Raw genomic sequence first — 16926 nt, forward strand, 5'->3', positions numbered from 1 at the left:
ACTCTCTCTCGATCAGCGTTTGGCGGCAACGGGATTGGTGAGGGTGCCGATACCTTCGACGGTCACCGAAACGGTCTGACCGTCCTGCATCGGGCCGACACCGGCGGGGGTGCCGGTGAGGATGACATCGCCGGGGAGCAGCGTCATCACGGTGGTCACCCATTCGATGAGCTTCGGAATGTCGTGCAGCAGAAGTGAAGTGCGGCTGCGCTGGCGGACCTCGCCGGCGAGTTCGGTGGTGATCTCCAGATCCGAAGGGTCCAGGGCGGTCTCGATCCAGGGGCCGAGCGGGCAGAAGGTGTCGTAGCCCTTGGCGCGGGTCCACTGGCCGTCGTACTTCTGCTGATCGCGCGCGGTGACATCGTTGGCGACGGTGTAACCGAGGATCACGTCCTTGGCGCGAGCGGCGGGAACGTCCTTGCAGGGGCGGCCGATGACGATCGCCAGCTCACCCTCGTAGTCGACCTGAGACGAGCTGGGCGGCAACACAATAGGGGCGTTCGGGCCGATGATGGAGGTATTCGGCTTCATGAAGATGACCGGGTCGGCGGGGGCCGGGCCGCCCATTTCCTCGGCGTGTGCGGCGTAGTTCTTGCCGATGCAGATCACCTTGCTGGCCAGGATCGGCGCCAGCAGGCGCACATCCGCGAGCGGCCAGCTCCGTCCGGTGAACGTCGGCGTGCCGAACGGGTGTTCGGCGATTTCGCGGACGACGGCGTCGCCGCCTTCTCCCTCGACGCTGACGAAAGCGACTCCATCTGGGCTGGCAACTCGACCTAGGCGCATGGTTGGCATCCTATCGACCGGTCTCCCACCAGCCGAAACGCGCCCGACCGCGGGGCGTGCGGGGGTCGCGGAAGCGAGACGGGCGTCTCGTCGGCATGCCACGCGTGCGGGGGCGGCATACCGGTCCGCACGGCCCGCCGGGAAATGTGGAAAGCCCTTGTGCGCAAGGTAACTCACCGTGCGGAGGGCAGACCTCCGGCCCGACTTTCCGGTGTGAGCAAACAAACAGCGCGCACCGGAAATAGCCAAACGCAACAGGTGTATCGTAAGCCGCGAGTTCAGAGTGTGGAACTACAGTTCCAGATAGTGAGATTCGAGGTGTTGGCCATGGCCACCGTGACGCAGATCGGAACCAGTCGACGGTGGATCATGCTGGCCCTCGGCGTCTTCGCCCAAGCCTCCAGCGCGGTCTTCGTCCACGGCACGCCGTTCCTGCTGCCCGCCCTGACAGACCGCGGAATGTCGCTGGCCACAGCGGGTCTGCTGGTCTCCATGCCGACCGTCGGACTGGTCTGCACGCTGATCGCGTGGGGCTATATCGTGGACCGGATCGGCGAGCACCGGGTGCTGGTGGCCGGTCCCGCGCTGATGCTGGCGGCGGGTGTCGCGGCCGCGACCGTTTCCAGCTATGTCGCACTGGGCGTGTTCCTGTTCCTGGGCGGGATGGGCGCCGCGAGTACCAATGGCGCGAGCGGCCGGGTGATCGTCGGCTGGTTCCCGCCGAATCAGCGCGGGCTGGCCATGGGTATCCGGCAGACCGCACAACCGCTGGGCGTCGGTATCGGCGCACTGTCCATTCCGGCTGTCGCTGCCGCACACGGGTTCTCGACGGCGATTCTGGTGCCGGCCGTGATGGCGGGGGCCGCGGCCGTCGCCTGCCTGATCGGCATCATCGACCCGCCGCGGCCCGAAATCACCGGTGACACAGGGCGTCCCGTCAATCCCTACCGTGGCGATTCGACACTGTGGCGTATTCACATCGTGTCGGTGCTGCTGGCGATTCCGCAGGGCACGCTGTGGACCTTCGCCCTGCTGTGGCTGCACCGTGACGTGGGCTGGTCGCTGGCGGCGGCGGGCATTCTGGTGACGGTCACCCAAATCCTGGGCGCGGGTGGGCGAATCGGGGCGGGTATCTGGTCGGATCGGGTCGCGAGCCGGTTGGGTCCGCTGCGCACCATCGCGATCGCGGCCGCAATCTCCATGGCGGCCTTGGCCTTCGCGGCGTGGACGCACTGGTGGTGGGCGGCGATCCCGATTCTGGTCGCGGCGTCGGTGATCACGGTGACCGACAACGGGCTGGCGTTCACGGCGGTGGCGGAGATCGCCGGACCGTACTGGTCGGGACGTGGTCTGGGGATTCAGAACACGGGCCAGAATCTGGTGATGGCGATCCTGGCCCCGGCCTTCGGCGCTCTGATCACGGTCGCCGGGTTCCCGGCCACCTACCTGCTGACGGCGGTCATCGCGCTGGCGGCAGTTCCCTTGGTCCCCAGGGTATCCCGCTGACAGAACCTCCTGTTTCGGGCCACGCGCACCGCCGCCGGGCGCGTGGCCCGGCGATGCGTCGAATCCTCCGCAAATCCGGAAGACGTGTGCCCGTTACGTTTTCGCATCCGAATGCATGAATGCGATATAGCTCACTGCCCCAGCGGGTTTGAACAAAAAGCAAGCCCCGCAGCCGAATCGACGGCTGCGGGGCTCGGTGACGACCAGTCTAGACCGCCGCGGCGATCCGGTCGCCGATGGCGACGGTGGAGGCGGCGCCGGAGCGCGAGGCGAGGTCCTTGGCGACGGCGGCCTCGATGCGCGCGGCCTCCTCGGTCTTGCCCAAGTGGTTGAGCAGCAAGGAAACCGAGAGGATCGCGGCGGTCGGGTCGGCCTTGGACTGGCCCGCGATATCCGGCGCGGAACCGTGCACGGGCTCGAACATGGACGGGTTGGTGCCGGAGGCGTCGATATTGCCGGAGGCGGCCAGGCCGATGCCACCGGAGACGGCGGCGGCGAGGTCGGTGATGATGTCGCCGAACAGGTTGTCGGTGACGATCACGTCGAAGCGGCCCGGGTCGGTCACCATGTGGATGGTGGCGGCATCGATGTGCTGGTAGGCGGTTTCGATATCCGGGTACTCGGTGGCGACCTCGGCGACGGTGCGCGACCACAGCGAGCCCGCGAAGGCGAGCACGTTGTTCTTGTGCACCAGGGTCAGGTGCTTGCGGCGCTGGCGCGCGGTCTCGAAGGCGTAGCGCACCACGCGCTCGATGCCGAAGCGGGTGTTGGTGGAGACCTCGGTGGCGACCTCGTGCGGGGTGTTCACGCGGATCGCGCCGCCGGTGCCGGTGTACGGCCCCTCGGTGCCCTCGCGCACGACCACGAAGTCGATGTCCGGATTCCCGGCCAGCGGGCTGTTCACGCCCGGGTACAGCTTGGACGGCCGCAGGTTCACGTGGTGATCGAGTTCGAACCGGGTGCGCAGCAGCAGCCCGCGCTCCAGCAGTCCGGACTGCACCGACGGATCGCCGATGGCGCCCAGCAGGATCGCGTCGTGCTGCTTCAGTTCGGGCAGCACATTGTCGGGCAGGATCTCCCCGGTCGCATGGAACCGCTTGGCTCCCAGGTCGTATTCGGTCTTCTCGACTCCGGGCACCACGACGTCGAGCACCTTGAGGGCCTCGGCGATGACCTCGGGACCGATACCGTCGCCCGGGATGACAGCGAGTTTCATGAAACATTGCTCCGTTCGGATAAGACTCTGCGCAGCGAGTTCGAGGCCACGATAGCGGAGGGTTTCCCCACCCCTGTCACCAGGGCGAACCCCTCCCAACCAGTGGGATCGCAGTCCCGCCGGTATGTTCGATGGCCGGTTTCGGGACCGGGCGAATACGAAGCGAGCCCCTTCCATCGGCGATGGAAGGGGCTCGGGGCTTGTCCTTTCGGGCCGGAGCCCGTCGGGTACTAGTCCAGGTTGACCTGGGCGACCTTGGACGCACCCACGGCCTCGGTGATGGCGGCCTGGACCTCGGCCGGGACATCGGAGTTGACGCGCAGGATGACGGTGGCGCCTTCGGCGTCGAGGTCCTGGGTCAGCTGGGCGGCGAGGATGTCGATGCCCGCGTCGCCGAGCTTGGTGGCGAGGCGGCCGAGCTGGCCCGGCTTGTCCTCGTAGTTGAGGACGGCCACGTTGAGGCCCTCGGCGCGCATGTCGTAGTTGCGGCCGTTGATGTTGACGATCTTCTGCACCTGCTGCGGCTCGGTCAGGGTGCCCGCGACGTTGAGGGTGCGGCCGTCGCCGAAGACGGCGCGCAGGTCGACGAGGCTGCGGTGGGTGGGGCTCTCCGTCACGGTGGTGACGGTGGCCTCGAGGCCGCGCTCCTTGGCCAGCGACGGGGCGTTGACGAAGGTGACCGAGTCTTCGATGAGGGCGGAGAAGACGCCGCGCAGGGCCGAAAGCTCCAGCACCGCAACATCTTCCGAGGAGAGCTCGCCGCGCACCTGCACCTCGAGGCTGACCGGCAGCTCATCGGCGAGGGCACCGAGCAGCGCGCCCTGCTTGCGGACGATCTCCAGCCACGGGGCGACGGTCTCGTTGACCGAACCGCCGGTGACGTTGACCGCGCCGGGCACGAACTCACCGGCGAGGGCGAGCTGCACGGACTTGGCGACATCGGTGCCCGCGCGATCCTGGGCCTCCGAGGTGGACGCGCCGAGGTGCGGGGTGACGACGACCTGCGGCAGGTCGAACAGCGGGCTGTCGGTGCAGGGCTCGGTCTCGAACACGTCGAGGCCGGCGGCGCGCACGTGGCCGGACTTGATGGCATCCGCGAGGGCCTGCTCGTCGATGAGACCGCCGCGGGCGGCGTTCACGATGATGACGCCCGGCTTGGTCTTGGCGATGGTCTCCGCGTTCAGCATGCCCTTGGTCTCGGGCGTCTTCGGCAGGTGGATGGAGATGAAGTCGGCGCGCTCGAGCACCTCGTCCAGGGTCACCAGCTCGATGCCCAGCTGCGCGGCGCGGGCCGGCGAGGTGTAGGGGTCGTACGCGATGATCTTGGTCTCGAAGGCGGCGAGGCGCTGCGCGAACAGCTGGCCGATGCGGCCGAGGCCGATGACGCCGACGGTCTTGCCGAGGATCTCGACGCCGTTGAACTTGCTGCGCTGCCAGGTGTGCTCGCGCAGGGTGGCGTCGGCGGCCGGGATCTGGCGCGCGGCCGAGAGCAGCAGGGTGACGGCGTGCTCGGCGGCGGTGTGGATGTTGGAGGTCGGCGCGTTGACGACCATGACGCCGCGTTCGGTGGCCGCGGGCACGTCGACATTGTCGAGGCCGACGCCGGCGCGGGCGACGATCTTGAGGTTCTTGCCCGCCTCGAGCACCTCGGCGTCGACGGTGGTGGCCGAACGGACCAGCAGCGCATCGGCTTCCGGGACGGCCGCGAGCAGCTCGGGACGGTTCGGGCCGTCGACCCAGCGAACCTCGACGCCGGAGCCCAGCGCGTCGACGGTCGACTGGGCGAGCTTGTCGGCGATCAGAACTACGGGACGGCCTGCTTGGCTCACTGTGGGGTACTCCTGAGGAAGGGAACCGGAATTTACGGCCGCCAGCTTAGTGTGCGTGAATTCGGCTTGCCTTACCGCCCGGTAGACGGGTGCCCTCACATGGGTGACATGCGGGTTTTCCCACTCACCGGGACTTTCTCGGTCAATTGACCAAATTTGCCGCGCGGTTCCCCGCCGACGACTAGGTTGCCGCGCATGCCTGCGACTCACAGAATTCTGGCCGCCGCCGCCCTGGCCGCGCTCCCCCTGGCCGCCGCCGCGCCCGTGTCCGCCGCACCGACGGTGAACAAGGTCGTCGTGATCGGCATCGACGGGACGCTGTGGAGCGAGGTGCAGGCGGCGAGCGCGCCGAATCTGGATCTGCTGGCCGCGCAGGGCACGCTGGCCCGCACCTCGATCGCACCGCACACCACCATGTCGTGCGTGTCGTGGGCGACCGCGCTGACCGGCGTATGGGATACCAAGCACGGTATTCAGGACAATGGATCCACCTGCAACGCAGCGGCTTTCGCGCCGTACCCGACGGTGTTCACTCAGGTCGAGCGAGCGAATCCGGGATTGTCGACCATGTCCCTCGGCACCTGGGACAAGATCGGCATGATCGCGCGCACCGGCAGCCCGAAGGCCGATCGGGTCGAGGTCACCCAGATCGATCCCACCGGCGCGGGCGTATGCGAGACCACGGCTGATTCCAATGCCGCGGCACAGGTGGTTTCGGCCATCGAGAGCGACGGCCCCGACCTGCTGTTCACCCATTTCGATCAGGTCGACATCGTCGGCCACACGCTGCGCGGCATCTGGCCGCAGGCGTACCGCGACGCCATCGCGCGGGTGGACACGCTGGTCGGCGATATCACCAAGGCGGTCGACGCACGGGCCCGCGCGCATGCCGACGAACGCTGGACGATTCTGGTGACGACCGACCACGGCCACAAGCCGGAGAACGGCCACGGCGGCCAGAGCGCCTACGAGACAGCCAGTTTCGTGATCGCCCGAGGCCCGGACTTCGCGGCGAACACGGAGAACAACGGCTACACCCTCGCCGACATCACCCCGACCGCACTGGATCTGCTCGGCGTACCGGCCCCCGCGTACTCCGACGGCCGTTCGATGCTGGACGGCGGTTCCGGCAATCCCGCCGCAACACCGCCCAACACGCCCGCCATCGACTCCGGAATCACGGGCTCGACCTCGGGTTCCGCCCAGCTGGCCATGGTGAACAACCCGCTCTGCATCCTCGGCAGCGGCTCCGCGAGCGGTTCGGCGAGCGGCTCCTCCGACCGCTAGCGATCGGTAATACACAGCGGCGGGGCCGATTCCGAACCACATCCGGAATCGGCCCCACACTGCTGTCAGACGGCGGCAGGTTCCGCCGACAGCATGATGTCGGCGACCGCACCGTAGGCGGCGGCCCAGGTGCCGGCGAGCTCCTCGGTCCAGGCATCGCCGTGGAAGTGCTCCAGTGTGGCGAGCAGCGACGCACCGGCTACCGGGTACTGCTCGGCCACCACACCGTTGGCGGCGTGGTCGCGACCCAGCTGCTGCACGAACGACGGGTCCGCGGCCAGGGTTTCGACATTGGTGACGATGCGCGCGAGCCCATTCAGGAAGCGCTTGCGCTGGTCGGCCATATCCTCGGGGAACATGGGGCGCACGGCGGGCGCGGCCTCGAACAGGTGGTTGTAGAAGTACTCCACCGCCTCGGGCCCGACGGCTTCGACGTTCTTCCAGCTGGCCTGCAACAGTTCGATATTCATGTGGTTGACCACCACTTTCCTTGTGTATCCGTCGACTTGGGCTGTCAGTTTCGGGATGCGTTGTCGCCCAGGTCGACCGGTAGGTCGTGCTGGGACAGCGCGCGGGTCGGCTCGGGGAGCGCGGTCACGGTGGTGTCCGCGGTTCCGGGGAGCGCCCAGAGGGCCAGCTTGTCGGCTTCGACCGACAGGGTCTGGCTCATCGCCTGTAGTTGCCCGCGCAGCAGATCGGAGTAGGCCCGCAGGTGTTCGAGCCGCTGGTGCTCGGCTTCGTAGTGGGTTCCGTTGGCCCCCACCGATTCCCGCGCGAGCGCCAGGAGCTCGCGCTGCTGTGCCCGGGCGACGGCCATGAGGTCGCGGGCATGCGCCTCGGCCTGTTCGATGATGGAGTCGGCCGCGAGCTGGGCGCGGTTGAGCACGTCCACGGACTGGGCGCTGATGCCCTGCGCGTCCTTCTCCAATTCGGCCTGCAGCCTGGCGATCTCCCAGTTGGCGGTGGCCAGCTGCTGCTGCAGTTCGGCCATGTCCCCGGCGGAGATCATGGTGTGCATCTGCATCTGCAGGGCTTCGCTCTTGGCCATCAGCTGCATGTTCTCGCGTTGCAGCCGAGCCACTTCCGGGGCGTTGCTGGTGAGGGTGAGCTGCCGGTTCTCCCGGGTCAGCTTGGTCATGGCGGTGCGGACCTGTTCGAGGAAGCGGTCCACGTCCTCGGCGTCGTAGCCTTTGCGGCCGAGCCGTGCGCCCTTGAACCGCACGGATCGCAGGTCTTCGGGTTTCACATCCATTGGGCCACCTTGTCCCCACTGCGCTGCTCGGCGGTCCCGGTGTCGTGTGACTGGCCGAAGGTTTCGAATCTGATGGCGTGCCTGGGCAATCCGGCATTGGACAGCGCCGCGACACTGGCGGACACCATGGCGGGCGAGCCGCACACCAGGGCGGTGCAGCCGGCCAGGTCGCGGGCGCGGGCGGCGACCGCGCCGACCGCGCCGTGTACGCCCTGGAAGCTCGGATCCTCCGAGACGACGGGCGTGTAGGTGAACCACGGGCGTTCGGTCAGCGCCGAAAGCGCTTCGTGGTCATAGAGATTCCAGGCGGTGCGGACACCGTGGAACAGCTGCACACGGGGCGCGAGTCCGGTGTCGCGGTAATGCCGGTCGATGCGATCGACGACCGCGCGCAGCGGCGCGAGCCCGGAGCCGCCCGCGACGAGCAGCAGGTTGTCGACCGCGTCGGGCGGGAAGGTGAAGGCGGTGCCGACCGGGGAGCCGAGCCGGATCCGGTCGCCGGGCCGGACCTGACGGGCGAAGGCCGCGCTGACCTCACCGCCGTCCACGACCTGCACGTGCAGGTCGACGGTGCCGTCCGCGCGCGGCGCGTTGGCGGGCGAGTAGTAGCGCCACAGCCGCGTCCGCTGCGGGATCTCGACGGCGAGCGATTGCCCGGCCTCGTACTCATAGGGCTGGTCCGGTCGCACGGTGTGCACGGTGACGTCGACGCTGCGGCGTTCGGTGGCGATGATCTCCGCGTCCCACCAGGCCGGGGTGTGCTCGGCGGCGCTCGCGGCGGCGGTCATCAGGTCGGCGACGGCGAAGTACGCGTCGGTCCAGGTCTGGGCGAGTTCGTCGGTCCAGCGGCGGCCGAGGAAGTGCGCGAGGGTGGCGAGCAGCGAGGCGCCCGCGGCCGGGTAGTGGTCGGCGATGACGCCGAAGCGGCGGTGGTCGCGGCCCAGCTGCTGCACGAAGGCGGGGTCGTCGGCCAGAGTGGTCACATTGCTGACAATGCGGCCGAGCGCGGCGAAGAATTTGGCGCGCTGCCCGGTCATCCGGATGGGGAACATCTCCCGCACTTCGGGATGTGCGAGGAACAGATGCGCATAGAAGTACTGCGTGGCCTCATCGCCCGCGCGCTCGACGTAGCGCCAGCTGTCCTGTAGCGCCTCGATGTTCACATCACGACTCCTACTCCTCGGTACTTGGACGGCCGTCCGAGCAGGGGCCAACTTAGATCAACTTCGGGGGTCTGTCGAAACGAACGAAAACCCGGAATTAGAGCTAACTTTCAGTTATCAAAACGAATTGAGACGCACGCCACATTCCCGCGCCGACTGGCGAAAATCCGCCTTCTTCAGAGGTATTTGGACAACGAAAAAGCCGCTCTCGGAGCTACGGAGTCCGAGAGCGGCTATTTCGAGTCGAATAATCGACGTCAGCTAGCTCACTTGCCGAAAGAGCCGGTCCACAGGGTGTTCAGGACACCGGACAGGGCGGCCGAGCCGGTGTTGACGACACCGTCGAAAGCGGCGGAACCGGTGGCAAGGGCAACGTGGATGGCGTCGATGATGACGTTGATCATGGGGTCAATCCTCTTCTTCGAATTCCCAATTGAACTTTCAGACGCCGAGCATATCGGGCGGCATTCCGGGCCCGTTACCAGGGTTTACACGAATGTGAGGTGGACAACATTGTGTAACAGCAGGTGCGTCGGTTCATATCGGGAAGACGAATTCCCGCCGATAACGCGCTGATCACGCCCCTATTTCTATGGGCTCCGTCAGCCGATGACGCGGACGGCCACGGCCTCGGGTCCGGGCTTCGTCCGGCGCACTTCGAATTCCACGCGCTGGCCCTCGGTGAGCGTCCGGAATCCATCACATTCGACGGCGGTGTACTCGACGAACACGTCGGGACCGCCATTGTCCGGGTGGATGAACCCGAAACCCTTCTCCGTGTCGAACCACTTCACAATGCCGTAGACCATTAGCTCCTCCGCGTCCCCGCGACTTCAGCGCCCGGCAGAGAGCCGTTGACCGTACTGGACGCGTGCCGGCGACCGGGAGCGGCACCGATTCTAGACGTACCCGGCGAGTTACCCTCCCGCCACCAAATCGGTGGGTCGCCAAGCGAACACGGTACGCGGCATCACCCCGCCCGGCGATCACCCGGCGGCTCTTCCTCGACATCGCCGCGCATGGCGTAGACGCGATCGAGGAAGTCGCGGTGGGCGCGCAGGGTGGAGTCGAGCAGTTCACGCCAGGTGCGCCGGTCCACGCGGCCGTCACTGAAGAGTGAGGACAGCGACGCCGGGCCCAGCCTGTCGATGTGGTCGACGATGAACGTGAGCCGCCGGCGCGGGAACTGGGCTCCGATGCGCGGGTTCTCCTCCAGGAAGCGGTCGAGTTCGTAGAGGTAGTTGACCGCGCGGTTGTACTCCTCGTCGGTGAGGTGGTAGTCCATCCGCTTGATCTCGACGATCCACAGTTCGCCGGAGTCGTGCAGCAGCACGAAGTCGGGTTCGCGTTTCGGGCTGCCGATGGTGGAGGTCACCAGGGGCGCGCCGAATCGCTGTGCGTACCAGCGTTCGAAGCTGGCGCGGACGCGTTTGAGCGATTCGTTCATGCCCAGCGGCGTCCATTCGGGGGCGAGCAGCCAGGGCGCGCTTTCGATGAGCTCCTGGAAGGGGCGTTCCAGGGAGCGGCGGTCATCGATGAGCGAGCGCAGCCGGTCCACGACGGCGACGCGTTCGCTGGCGATCTGTCCGAGCGAATAGATTTCGGCGACGCGGGCGCGTTCGAACAGCGCGACCACGACATCGAGTTCGGGATCGGCGTCCTCGGCGATCTCCTTGAGGGTTTCCAGCAGGCTGCGCTGCGGACCCAGGGAAAGCGCCAGGCGCAGCATGTTTTCCACATGTGCCGGATCGTCCATGGAGGCACGGTCCTTGTTGGACACCAGAATCCGGGCGGCATCGAGGACGGAGTCACGGAACAGCCGGTCCCCCGGCGCGATGGATTCCAGGGTTTCGTGGATGCGGGAGCGTTCCACGAACTCCTCCCAGACGCGGCGGCGAATGGATTTCTCACCGAGCCTGCCGATTTCACGAATCAGAGCCTGTCCCCACTGCGCGAGAGCCTCCCCGCGCGGTGAGTTCCACATGATGTCCTGGCGGTCGGAGCGCACCAGATCCTCTTCGTCGTCGAGCCAGTCCACGTGGATCGCGCCGACCAGGTAGGAGCGCAGTTTGAACTCCCCGGTGAATCCGGAGGAGATGCCGAAATCCCTTGTCTGCGCGATGATTTTCCCACGCGCGTAGATGCGCACGCCCGCCATGGCCTCATCCCGGTAGGGGTGTTTGGAGTAGGCGATCCATCCGCTCAAGGGCAGGTACTGCCGTCCGAACCGCACCGGCACCCGCGCCACGTCGATGCGCGTCTCCTCCATCACGTCGATGGGCAGATCGCTGAGCGTGAACGCCTCGTTGCCGATCGAATTGCGGACCTCCACCCGCCAATCCGAGCGTTCGATGCCGAATCTGGCCGCCAGCTGGCGATTCAGCTCGTGCCCGCTGTTCACCCGCTTGCGGAAGAAGTTCCGCATGATCACGGTGGTGCCGCGCTTGGCGGTGAACGTGCCGTCCAGCGCACCGGCTTTCGGGTAGTAGTCGCGTTCGGTGTCGGAGAGCATGTCGTCGAGATCCAGCACCAGATGCGAGATCGGCCAGCCCAGCGGCGTGCGATCCCCGGGCCCGCTGCCCGCGGTGATCACCTCGATGGTGCGGCAGATCCCGAAGGCCGCCAGTTTCCCGATTCCCTTGCGCCCCATGACAGGTCGCCCGCGCTCGCGGGACAGATCGGTCCCCGTGCGCACCCGCCGATCCGATCCCACCATCAGGTAGTGCCGGTTGACCTCCTCGGCGGTCATGCCGTGCCCGTTGTCGGAAACGATGATCTCGTGCGGGGTTTCGTCGGCGGCCCGCACCGTGCCCGCCAGGGTGACGCCCCACGGTAGCGACACCTCGACCTCGGTGGCGTCGGCATCGTAGGAATTGGCAATGAGTTCGGCGAGTACCGCGGAAACCCGGTCATAGAGCCGGATGCCGAGCTTATCGATGGCAAGCCGGCTGATACGCATCGTGTACTTGTGGTCGTCGCATCCCTGCGTGGCCACATGCACGTCGTTGTACATGGTGGGCCCCCAATAACCCTGTCGGCAGCCTTCGTGCAGCTACCCCTTGCTATTCGATGCAACGCCGGGTTTCTAACAGGAGGCTGAACATTTGCCCACTGGTTCATCACGATTCGACCGGTGATTCCCGAGCTCACCGTGTGTCTTGTGTGCGAAACCGCATCCAGCCGACCTGCACCCCGGCGCGCGATGGTCGCCCGCACCGGAATTGGGCACGCATGTTGTGCCGTGGGCAGGTGACAGCCTGATCCGGCGCGGGCAGAATGCGGAACCGCGGGCACAGCCGCCCGATCCGAGCACGAAGGGGACCGCAGCGTGGTAGGTATTCCGATGTCCTGGCGCGACCGGCTCACCACCCCTGACCTGCCGGTACCGACGCTCACCGAGACGATCGCGGCCCGGCGGCGCTTCTTCGGCGACGCGGCGGTGGACCCGCGATCGGGTGCCGTGCGCGCGGATCAGGTGCTGGTGGCCTGGTTCGGCTGCGCGAGTTTCGCCGTCGCCCTCGGCGGCACGGTGGTGCTGCTCGATGCCTGGGTGCCCCGGGGCGTCACCTCCGGCTATGTCCCCACCACGCCCGCCGAGGTGGCGGCGCTGCGTCCGGCGGCGATCTTCATCGGGCACGGGCATTTCGACCATGCGGCCGATGCGGGGCCGATCGCACTGGCGAGCGGCGCGGTCCTGCACGGCACCGCCGAGCACTGCGCGACCGCGCGCAAGCAGGTCGACGGCGAATTGCGCTGTGTCGAACTGGGTTCCGCGTCGTCCCAGCCGGGCGACAGCTACGAGTTCGAATTGCACGATGGCTTGTCGGTGACAGCGGTGCGGCACATCCACTCCGCGCGCACGCCACGCCACGAGGGGCCGGGCGCGTCCGCTCCGGTGCGGCCCACCCCCTGCCTGTGCGATATCCGCACGCACCCACCGACTCTCGCGGACGGCGCGCATCTGGCGCGCAACATCGCCGCTCCCGAGGGCGGGGTGCTGCTGTACCAATTCCGTTGCGGCGACTTCATTCTCACCTGGCACGACTCCTCCGGCCCGCTGCTGGACAGGGCGCCGCAGGTACTCGACGCGCTCCGCGCCCTGCCGCGGTCCGATGTGCACATCGGCGCGGTGCAGGGCTTCAACCAGTTCACCAACGGCCTGCGCGACCCCCGCAGCTATATCGAGGCGCTGCGCCCGAAGGTGTTCGTGCCCAACCATCACGACAACTGGTTGCCGGTGTTCACCGCCCGCGGCGAGGCGTTCCGCACCCCGCTGCACGACGAGATCGCCCGGCTGCCCGAGGCCGAACGGCCGGAGATCCGCATGTTTCTCGACCCCGCCGACTATCTCGCCTCCGGGCGTCTGGCGTTCGACCTGAGCTGATCAACCGGGCCACAAAGCTATTCGGCGAGGATCCCCGGACTGAACTCCGGGGCCACGTCGCGTGCCGTGAGTTCCTCCCCGCACGCGTCGCATTCGAGGTGCACCCGCGCCTCCCCCGCACACCCCTTGTGCCGGTAGATGATCGGCTGCCCGTTGGGGGCCATGTGCTCGTCGCCCCAGTCCCGGAAGGCCATGAGAATCGGATACACGGCATGCCCCTTGGGCGTGAGCCGATACTCCTCGTGCGCCCCGGTCGCCGCCGGTTGCTTGACCAGGATCCGGTGCTCGACCAACCGGTCCAGCCGATCCAGCAGCCGCCCCTTGGAGATCCCCAGGTAGCTCTGGAACCCGTTGAACCGCCGAATCCCCGCGAACGCCGCCTTCAAGATGAGCAGCGTCCACCGATCCCCGAACACCACCAGTGACCGGGTGATCGAACACGGCTCGTCCGCCAATTCCTCGTACCGCACCCTTCCAATCCTAGCGACCCGGTCCTAATATGAGACCGAACTACGGATGGTCTCAAAACGAGACCGACACCCAGGGGACACTATGACCGACAGCTACACCGCCCTCGACGGCCTGCTCACCGCCCGCTACACCTGCCGCGCCTTCCGCCCCGACCCGGTGCCCCGCGCCACCATCGAACAGATCCTGCACGCCGCCCAGCGCACCCCCTCCTGGTGCAACACCCAGCCCTGGCACGTCGCCGTCACCGCGGACCCCGCGGCCACCGACCGCTTCCGCAAAGCCCTGCTGGATCACCTGGCCACCGCCACCCCCGCCACCGACCTCCCCTTCCCCGCCGCCTACAACGGCATCTATCGCGAACGCCGAAAAGACTGCGGCGCAGCCCTTTACACCGCCGTAGGCATTCCCAAGGGCGACAAGGCCGGCTCCCTGCGCCAAACCCTGCGCAACTTCGACCTTTTCGACGCACCGCACGTAGCCGTCCTCACCACCGAAGCGGACCTGGGCGTCTACGGCGCCGTCGACAGCGGCCTGTACCTGCAATCCTTCCTCCTGGCGGCCCAAAGCCTCGGCGTCGCAACAGCTCCCCAGGCCGCCCTGGCCACCTACTCCCCCTTCCTGCGCGACTACTTCGACCTCCCCGCGAATCGTCAAGTGCTAGCGGGCATCTCCTTCGGCTACCCCGATTCCGACCACGCCGCCAACAGCTTCCGCACCACCCGCGCGGACCTCAGCGAGGCCGTCACCTGGCACTGAATCTCACCCGCGCCCCGCCAATTCCGCCAGGTAACCGCGGATGGCGGCCTTCAGCTCCCGCAGCACCGCCGGATCCCCCTCCGGATCCCGCCGGAATGCCTCCTGCATGAGCGCATCCGCCATGAGATGCGCACTCATGCAGGCCCCCGCCAGCCAATCCCGTTCCGGCAGCAGATCCTGCGCCCTGATGAACCGATGCAACCCCGCCGCCATCCGCTCCTTGTGCGCCCGATCCGCGGCCCACGTCGCCGCCGTCGGCTGCCGCCCGAACCACAACGCCCGAAACCCCGGCTCCCCCCGATAAATCCCCGCGAACACCTCCACCAGCACCTCCGCCGGATCCCCCCAATCCTGTTCCCCCGCAACAGCGATCAGCCCCTCCAACACCCCCTCGATCCGCTCGAGATACGCCACCGCCAACGCCTCCAACACTGCGTCTTTATCGGGCAGGTACTGATAAACCGCCCCCACGGATACGTCGGCCTCGGCGGCGATCCGAATCATGCTCAACGCCCCCACCCCCTCCACCGCGATCACTCGATCAGCAGCCGCCAACATCCGCCCCAACCGCTCCCGGCTCCGAGCCTGCCGAGGCACCCGCCGCAACATCCCCTCCGGCACACCCAACTCCGCCATCCCACGCTCCCCGAACTGAATGTGAATCTGATTCAGCTTTAGTACATTACCCACCATGCCGACCACCACCCAGGAAGCGCGAGAATCCGTAGCCGCCGCCTCCCGCCACCTGGCCGCGGCCGGCCTGCTGATCGGCACCGCAGGCAATGTCAGTGTCCGAGTGGACAACTGGGTAGCGGTGACAGCCACCGGCACAGTCCTCGCCGACACCACCCCCGACCTGGTCACCATCGTCGACCTCGAGGGCACAGTCCTCCAGGGAACCCTCGCCCCCACCTCCGAGTTGGAACTCCACCTGGGCATCTACCGCGGCTTCCACACCGGCGCAGTGGTGCACACCCACGCCCCCAAATCCACCGCCGCAGGCTGCGTCCTGGACGAACTCCCCGTCCTCCACTACCAGCAGCTCCTCCTCGGCGGCGCGACACCGGTCGTCCCCTTCCACCCCTTCGGCACCCCCGAGTTAGCCGAAGCAGTCCGCCAAGCCCTCCCCGGCAAACAGGCCTGCCTCCTCGCCAACCACGGCGCAATAACCCACGCCCCCACCTTGGAACAAGCCGTAGCCCACGCCCTCCTCCTGGAATGGGCCTGCACCCTCCACCAAGACGCCACCGCCCTCGGCACCCCCCGCCCCCTAACCCCCGAACAACAAACGGCGGTCATCGAAGTAGCCCTCAAAACCGGCTACGGCACCCCCAAACCCATTGAAAGCCAACACAAATGAACATCATCACCCTCGGCGCGCACGTCCTCGACATCCTCGTCCACCCCGTCGATTCGATCCCCGAAGGTCAACAAACAGCCCTCGTCGAAAACATCCACATCTCCCCCGCCGGCACCGCAGGCGGCACCGCCGTAGTCCTCTCGAAACTCGGTGCCACAGTGCGCACAGCAGGCGCAATAGGCACCGACCCCAACGGCGACCTCCTCCTCTCCCTCCTCCAGCGCCACGGAGTAGACATATCCCTCCTGGTCCGCAAACCAGCCCACCCCACCGCCACCACAGTCCTGCCCATCCGCCCCAACGGCGACCGCCCCACCTGGCACCTACTGGGCGCCAACCCCTTCTACACAGCCGACGACATCAACTGGGACGCCATAGCCTCGGCCGACTACCTCCACCTGGGCGGCCCCGAACTCCTGGGCCCCGACCTGTCCTCCCGAATCCTCCGCCACGCCAAAGAATCCGGCGCCGTAACCTCCGCCGACCTCCTGGCCCCCGGCTCCATGGGTTCCATCGACGCCATAGCCCCGATCCTCCCCCACGTCGACTACTTCCTCCCCAACGAGGAACAAGCCCTCGGCTTCACCAAAACCACCGACCTCCTCGCCGCCTGCCACATCCTCCACTCCGCCGGCGCAGGCACCCTGGCCATCACCCGCGGAGCCGAAGGCGCACTCCTCTTCTCCTCCAGCACAATCCAAGAGATCCCCGCCTACAAAACCAAGGTTGTCGACACGACCGGCTGCGGCGACGCCTTCACCGCCGGTTTCCTGCGCGCCCTCGATCTCGGCAGAAGGCCACATGAAGCCGCCGAACTGGCCTGCGCCACTGCAGCGCTAGCCGCCCAAGGGTTAGGTACAGACTATGGTGATTTCGATCTTGCTACGGTCGAGAGGCGAGCTACTCACTGAACCAT

The 16926-nt window shown here is 67.2% G+C and carries 17 protein-coding genes; 6 read left to right on the forward strand and 11 right to left on the reverse strand.

Annotated features, from left to right (window positions below; all coding sequences use genetic code 11):
- Positions 1 to 12 precede the first annotated feature (12 nt).
- A complete protein-coding gene (locus JK358_RS36905; protein WP_201958021.1) occupies positions 13 to 786 on the reverse strand; it encodes a fumarylacetoacetate hydrolase family protein in 774 nt (257 codons plus the stop codon).
- A 327-nt stretch (positions 787 to 1113) separates the two neighbouring features.
- On the opposite strand from JK358_RS36905, the gene JK358_RS36910 reads away from it, so the two are divergent.
- Positions 1114 to 2292, forward strand: a complete 1179-nt coding sequence (locus JK358_RS36910; protein ID WP_201958023.1) for an MFS transporter — start codon at positions 1114 to 1116, stop codon at positions 2290 to 2292.
- Positions 2293 to 2500: 208 nt separating this feature from the next.
- On the opposite strand, the gene JK358_RS36915 is transcribed toward JK358_RS36910, so the two are convergent.
- Complete coding sequence (locus JK358_RS36915) at positions 2501 to 3508, reverse strand: 3-isopropylmalate dehydrogenase (RefSeq protein ID WP_201958031.1); 1008 nt, start codon at positions 3506 to 3508, stop codon at positions 2501 to 2503.
- 230 nt (positions 3509 to 3738) lie between these two features.
- Positions 3739 to 5337, reverse strand: coding sequence for a phosphoglycerate dehydrogenase (gene serA / locus JK358_RS36920; RefSeq protein WP_201958036.1), 1599 nt, complete (start codon positions 5335 to 5337; stop codon positions 3739 to 3741).
- A 195-nt stretch (positions 5338 to 5532) separates the two neighbouring features.
- Here serA and JK358_RS36925 point away from each other — a divergent pair, with 195 nt between their 5' ends.
- Positions 5533 to 6624 (forward strand): alkaline phosphatase family protein, encoded by a 1092-nt coding sequence (locus JK358_RS36925; protein WP_201958042.1) that lies wholly within the window; start codon positions 5533 to 5535, stop codon positions 6622 to 6624.
- A 65-nt stretch (positions 6625 to 6689) separates the two neighbouring features.
- Here the strand turns inward: JK358_RS36925 and JK358_RS36930 are convergent, their stop codons facing one another.
- The 6 genes from JK358_RS36930 to JK358_RS36955 form a co-directional block, all read right to left on the reverse strand.
- Entirely contained in the window at positions 6690 to 7106 is a 417-nt protein-coding gene (locus tag JK358_RS36930) for a globin domain-containing protein (protein WP_201958044.1), read from the reverse strand.
- A gap of 32 nt (positions 7107 to 7138) precedes the next feature.
- Positions 7139 to 7876 (reverse strand): DivIVA domain-containing protein, encoded by a 738-nt coding sequence (locus tag JK358_RS36935; protein WP_201958054.1) that lies wholly within the window; start codon positions 7874 to 7876, stop codon positions 7139 to 7141.
- Positions 7867 to 9039, reverse strand: coding sequence for an FAD-binding oxidoreductase (locus JK358_RS36940; protein WP_201958056.1), 1173 nt, complete (start codon positions 9037 to 9039; stop codon positions 7867 to 7869). The genes JK358_RS36935 and JK358_RS36940 overlap by 10 nt, the downstream gene beginning before the upstream one ends.
- Positions 9040 to 9305: 266 nt before the next feature.
- The gene (locus JK358_RS36945; protein WP_201958059.1) at positions 9306 to 9443 is read right to left on the reverse strand and encodes a hypothetical protein; all 138 of its coding nucleotides are present in this window, start codon (positions 9441 to 9443) and stop codon (positions 9306 to 9308) included.
- Positions 9444 to 9641: 198 nt separating this feature from the next.
- Positions 9642 to 9848 (reverse strand): cold-shock protein, encoded by a 207-nt coding sequence (locus tag JK358_RS36950; RefSeq protein WP_201958060.1) that lies wholly within the window; start codon positions 9846 to 9848, stop codon positions 9642 to 9644.
- 161 nt (positions 9849 to 10009) lie between these two features.
- Positions 10010 to 12052, reverse strand: a complete 2043-nt coding sequence (locus tag JK358_RS36955) for an ATP-binding protein (protein ID WP_201958070.1) — start codon at positions 12050 to 12052, stop codon at positions 10010 to 10012.
- A gap of 330 nt (positions 12053 to 12382) precedes the next feature.
- On the opposite strand from JK358_RS36955, the gene JK358_RS36960 reads away from it, so the two are divergent.
- Positions 12383 to 13423: an MBL fold metallo-hydrolase gene (locus JK358_RS36960; protein WP_201958071.1), complete on the forward strand. Its 1041-nt coding sequence runs from the start codon at positions 12383 to 12385 to the stop codon at positions 13421 to 13423.
- A 17-nt stretch (positions 13424 to 13440) separates the two neighbouring features.
- Here JK358_RS36960 and JK358_RS36965 read toward each other — a convergent pair whose 3' ends face one another.
- Positions 13441 to 13893 carry a winged helix-turn-helix transcriptional regulator gene (locus JK358_RS36965; RefSeq protein ID WP_201958073.1) on the reverse strand — a complete coding sequence of 151 codons (453 nt, stop codon included), beginning with the start codon at positions 13891 to 13893 and terminating at the stop codon, positions 13441 to 13443.
- An 82-nt stretch (positions 13894 to 13975) separates the two neighbouring features.
- Between JK358_RS36965 and JK358_RS36970 the strand changes: the two genes are divergently transcribed.
- On the forward strand, positions 13976 to 14650 hold the full coding sequence (locus JK358_RS36970; protein WP_201958075.1) for a nitroreductase: 675 nt from the start codon (positions 13976 to 13978) through the stop codon (positions 14648 to 14650).
- Positions 14651 to 14653: 3 nt separating this feature from the next.
- Here JK358_RS36970 and JK358_RS36975 read toward each other — a convergent pair whose 3' ends face one another.
- Positions 14654 to 15286: a TetR/AcrR family transcriptional regulator gene (locus JK358_RS36975; RefSeq protein WP_201958077.1), complete on the reverse strand. Its 633-nt coding sequence runs from the start codon at positions 15284 to 15286 to the stop codon at positions 14654 to 14656.
- A gap of 55 nt (positions 15287 to 15341) precedes the next feature.
- Here JK358_RS36975 and JK358_RS36980 point away from each other — a divergent pair, with 55 nt between their 5' ends.
- Positions 15342 to 16010, forward strand: a complete 669-nt coding sequence (locus JK358_RS36980; protein ID WP_201958079.1) for a class II aldolase/adducin family protein — start codon at positions 15342 to 15344, stop codon at positions 16008 to 16010.
- Positions 16007 to 16921: a carbohydrate kinase family protein gene (locus JK358_RS36985; protein ID WP_201958081.1), complete on the forward strand. Its 915-nt coding sequence runs from the start codon at positions 16007 to 16009 to the stop codon at positions 16919 to 16921. The genes JK358_RS36980 and JK358_RS36985 overlap by 4 nt, the downstream gene beginning before the upstream one ends.
- Positions 16922 to 16926: the final 5 nt, after the last annotated feature.

The sequence above is a fragment of the Nocardia acididurans genome, from assembly GCF_016741815.1.
Classification (GTDB): Bacteria; Actinomycetota; Actinomycetes; order Mycobacteriales; family Mycobacteriaceae; genus Nocardia; species Nocardia acididurans.

Coding starts and splice junctions, on each gene's coding strand:
- JK358_RS36925 (WP_201958042.1), top strand. CDS start 5,533: ATGCCTGCGACTCACAGAATTCTGGCCGCCGCCGCCCTGGCCGCGCTC.
- JK358_RS36910 (WP_201958023.1), top strand. CDS start 1,114: ATGGCCACCGTGACGCAGATCGGAACCAGTCGACGGTGGATCATGCTG.
- JK358_RS36980 (WP_201958079.1), top strand. CDS start 15,342: ATGCCGACCACCACCCAGGAAGCGCGAGAATCCGTAGCCGCCGCCTCC.
- JK358_RS36970 (WP_201958075.1), top strand. CDS start 13,976: ATGACCGACAGCTACACCGCCCTCGACGGCCTGCTCACCGCCCGCTAC.
- JK358_RS36935 (WP_201958054.1), bottom strand. CDS start 7,876: ATGGATGTGAAACCCGAAGACCTGCGATCCGTGCGGTTCAAGGGCGCA.
- JK358_RS36950 (WP_201958060.1), bottom strand. CDS start 9,848: ATGGTCTACGGCATTGTGAAGTGGTTCGACACGGAGAAGGGTTTCGGG.
- JK358_RS36905 (WP_201958021.1), bottom strand. CDS start 786: ATGCGCCTAGGTCGAGTTGCCAGCCCAGATGGAGTCGCTTTCGTCAGC.
- JK358_RS36975 (WP_201958077.1), bottom strand. CDS start 15,286: ATGGCGGAGTTGGGTGTGCCGGAGGGGATGTTGCGGCGGGTGCCTCGG.
- JK358_RS36960 (WP_201958071.1), top strand. CDS start 12,383: ATGTCCTGGCGCGACCGGCTCACCACCCCTGACCTGCCGGTACCGACG.
- JK358_RS36955 (WP_201958070.1), bottom strand. CDS start 12,052: ATGTACAACGACGTGCATGTGGCCACGCAGGGATGCGACGACCACAAG.
- JK358_RS36915 (WP_201958031.1), bottom strand. CDS start 3,508: ATGAAACTCGCTGTCATCCCGGGCGACGGTATCGGTCCCGAGGTCATC.
- JK358_RS36945 (WP_201958059.1), bottom strand. CDS start 9,443: ATGATCAACGTCATCATCGACGCCATCCACGTTGCCCTTGCCACCGGT.
- JK358_RS36985 (WP_201958081.1), top strand. CDS start 16,007: ATGAACATCATCACCCTCGGCGCGCACGTCCTCGACATCCTCGTCCAC.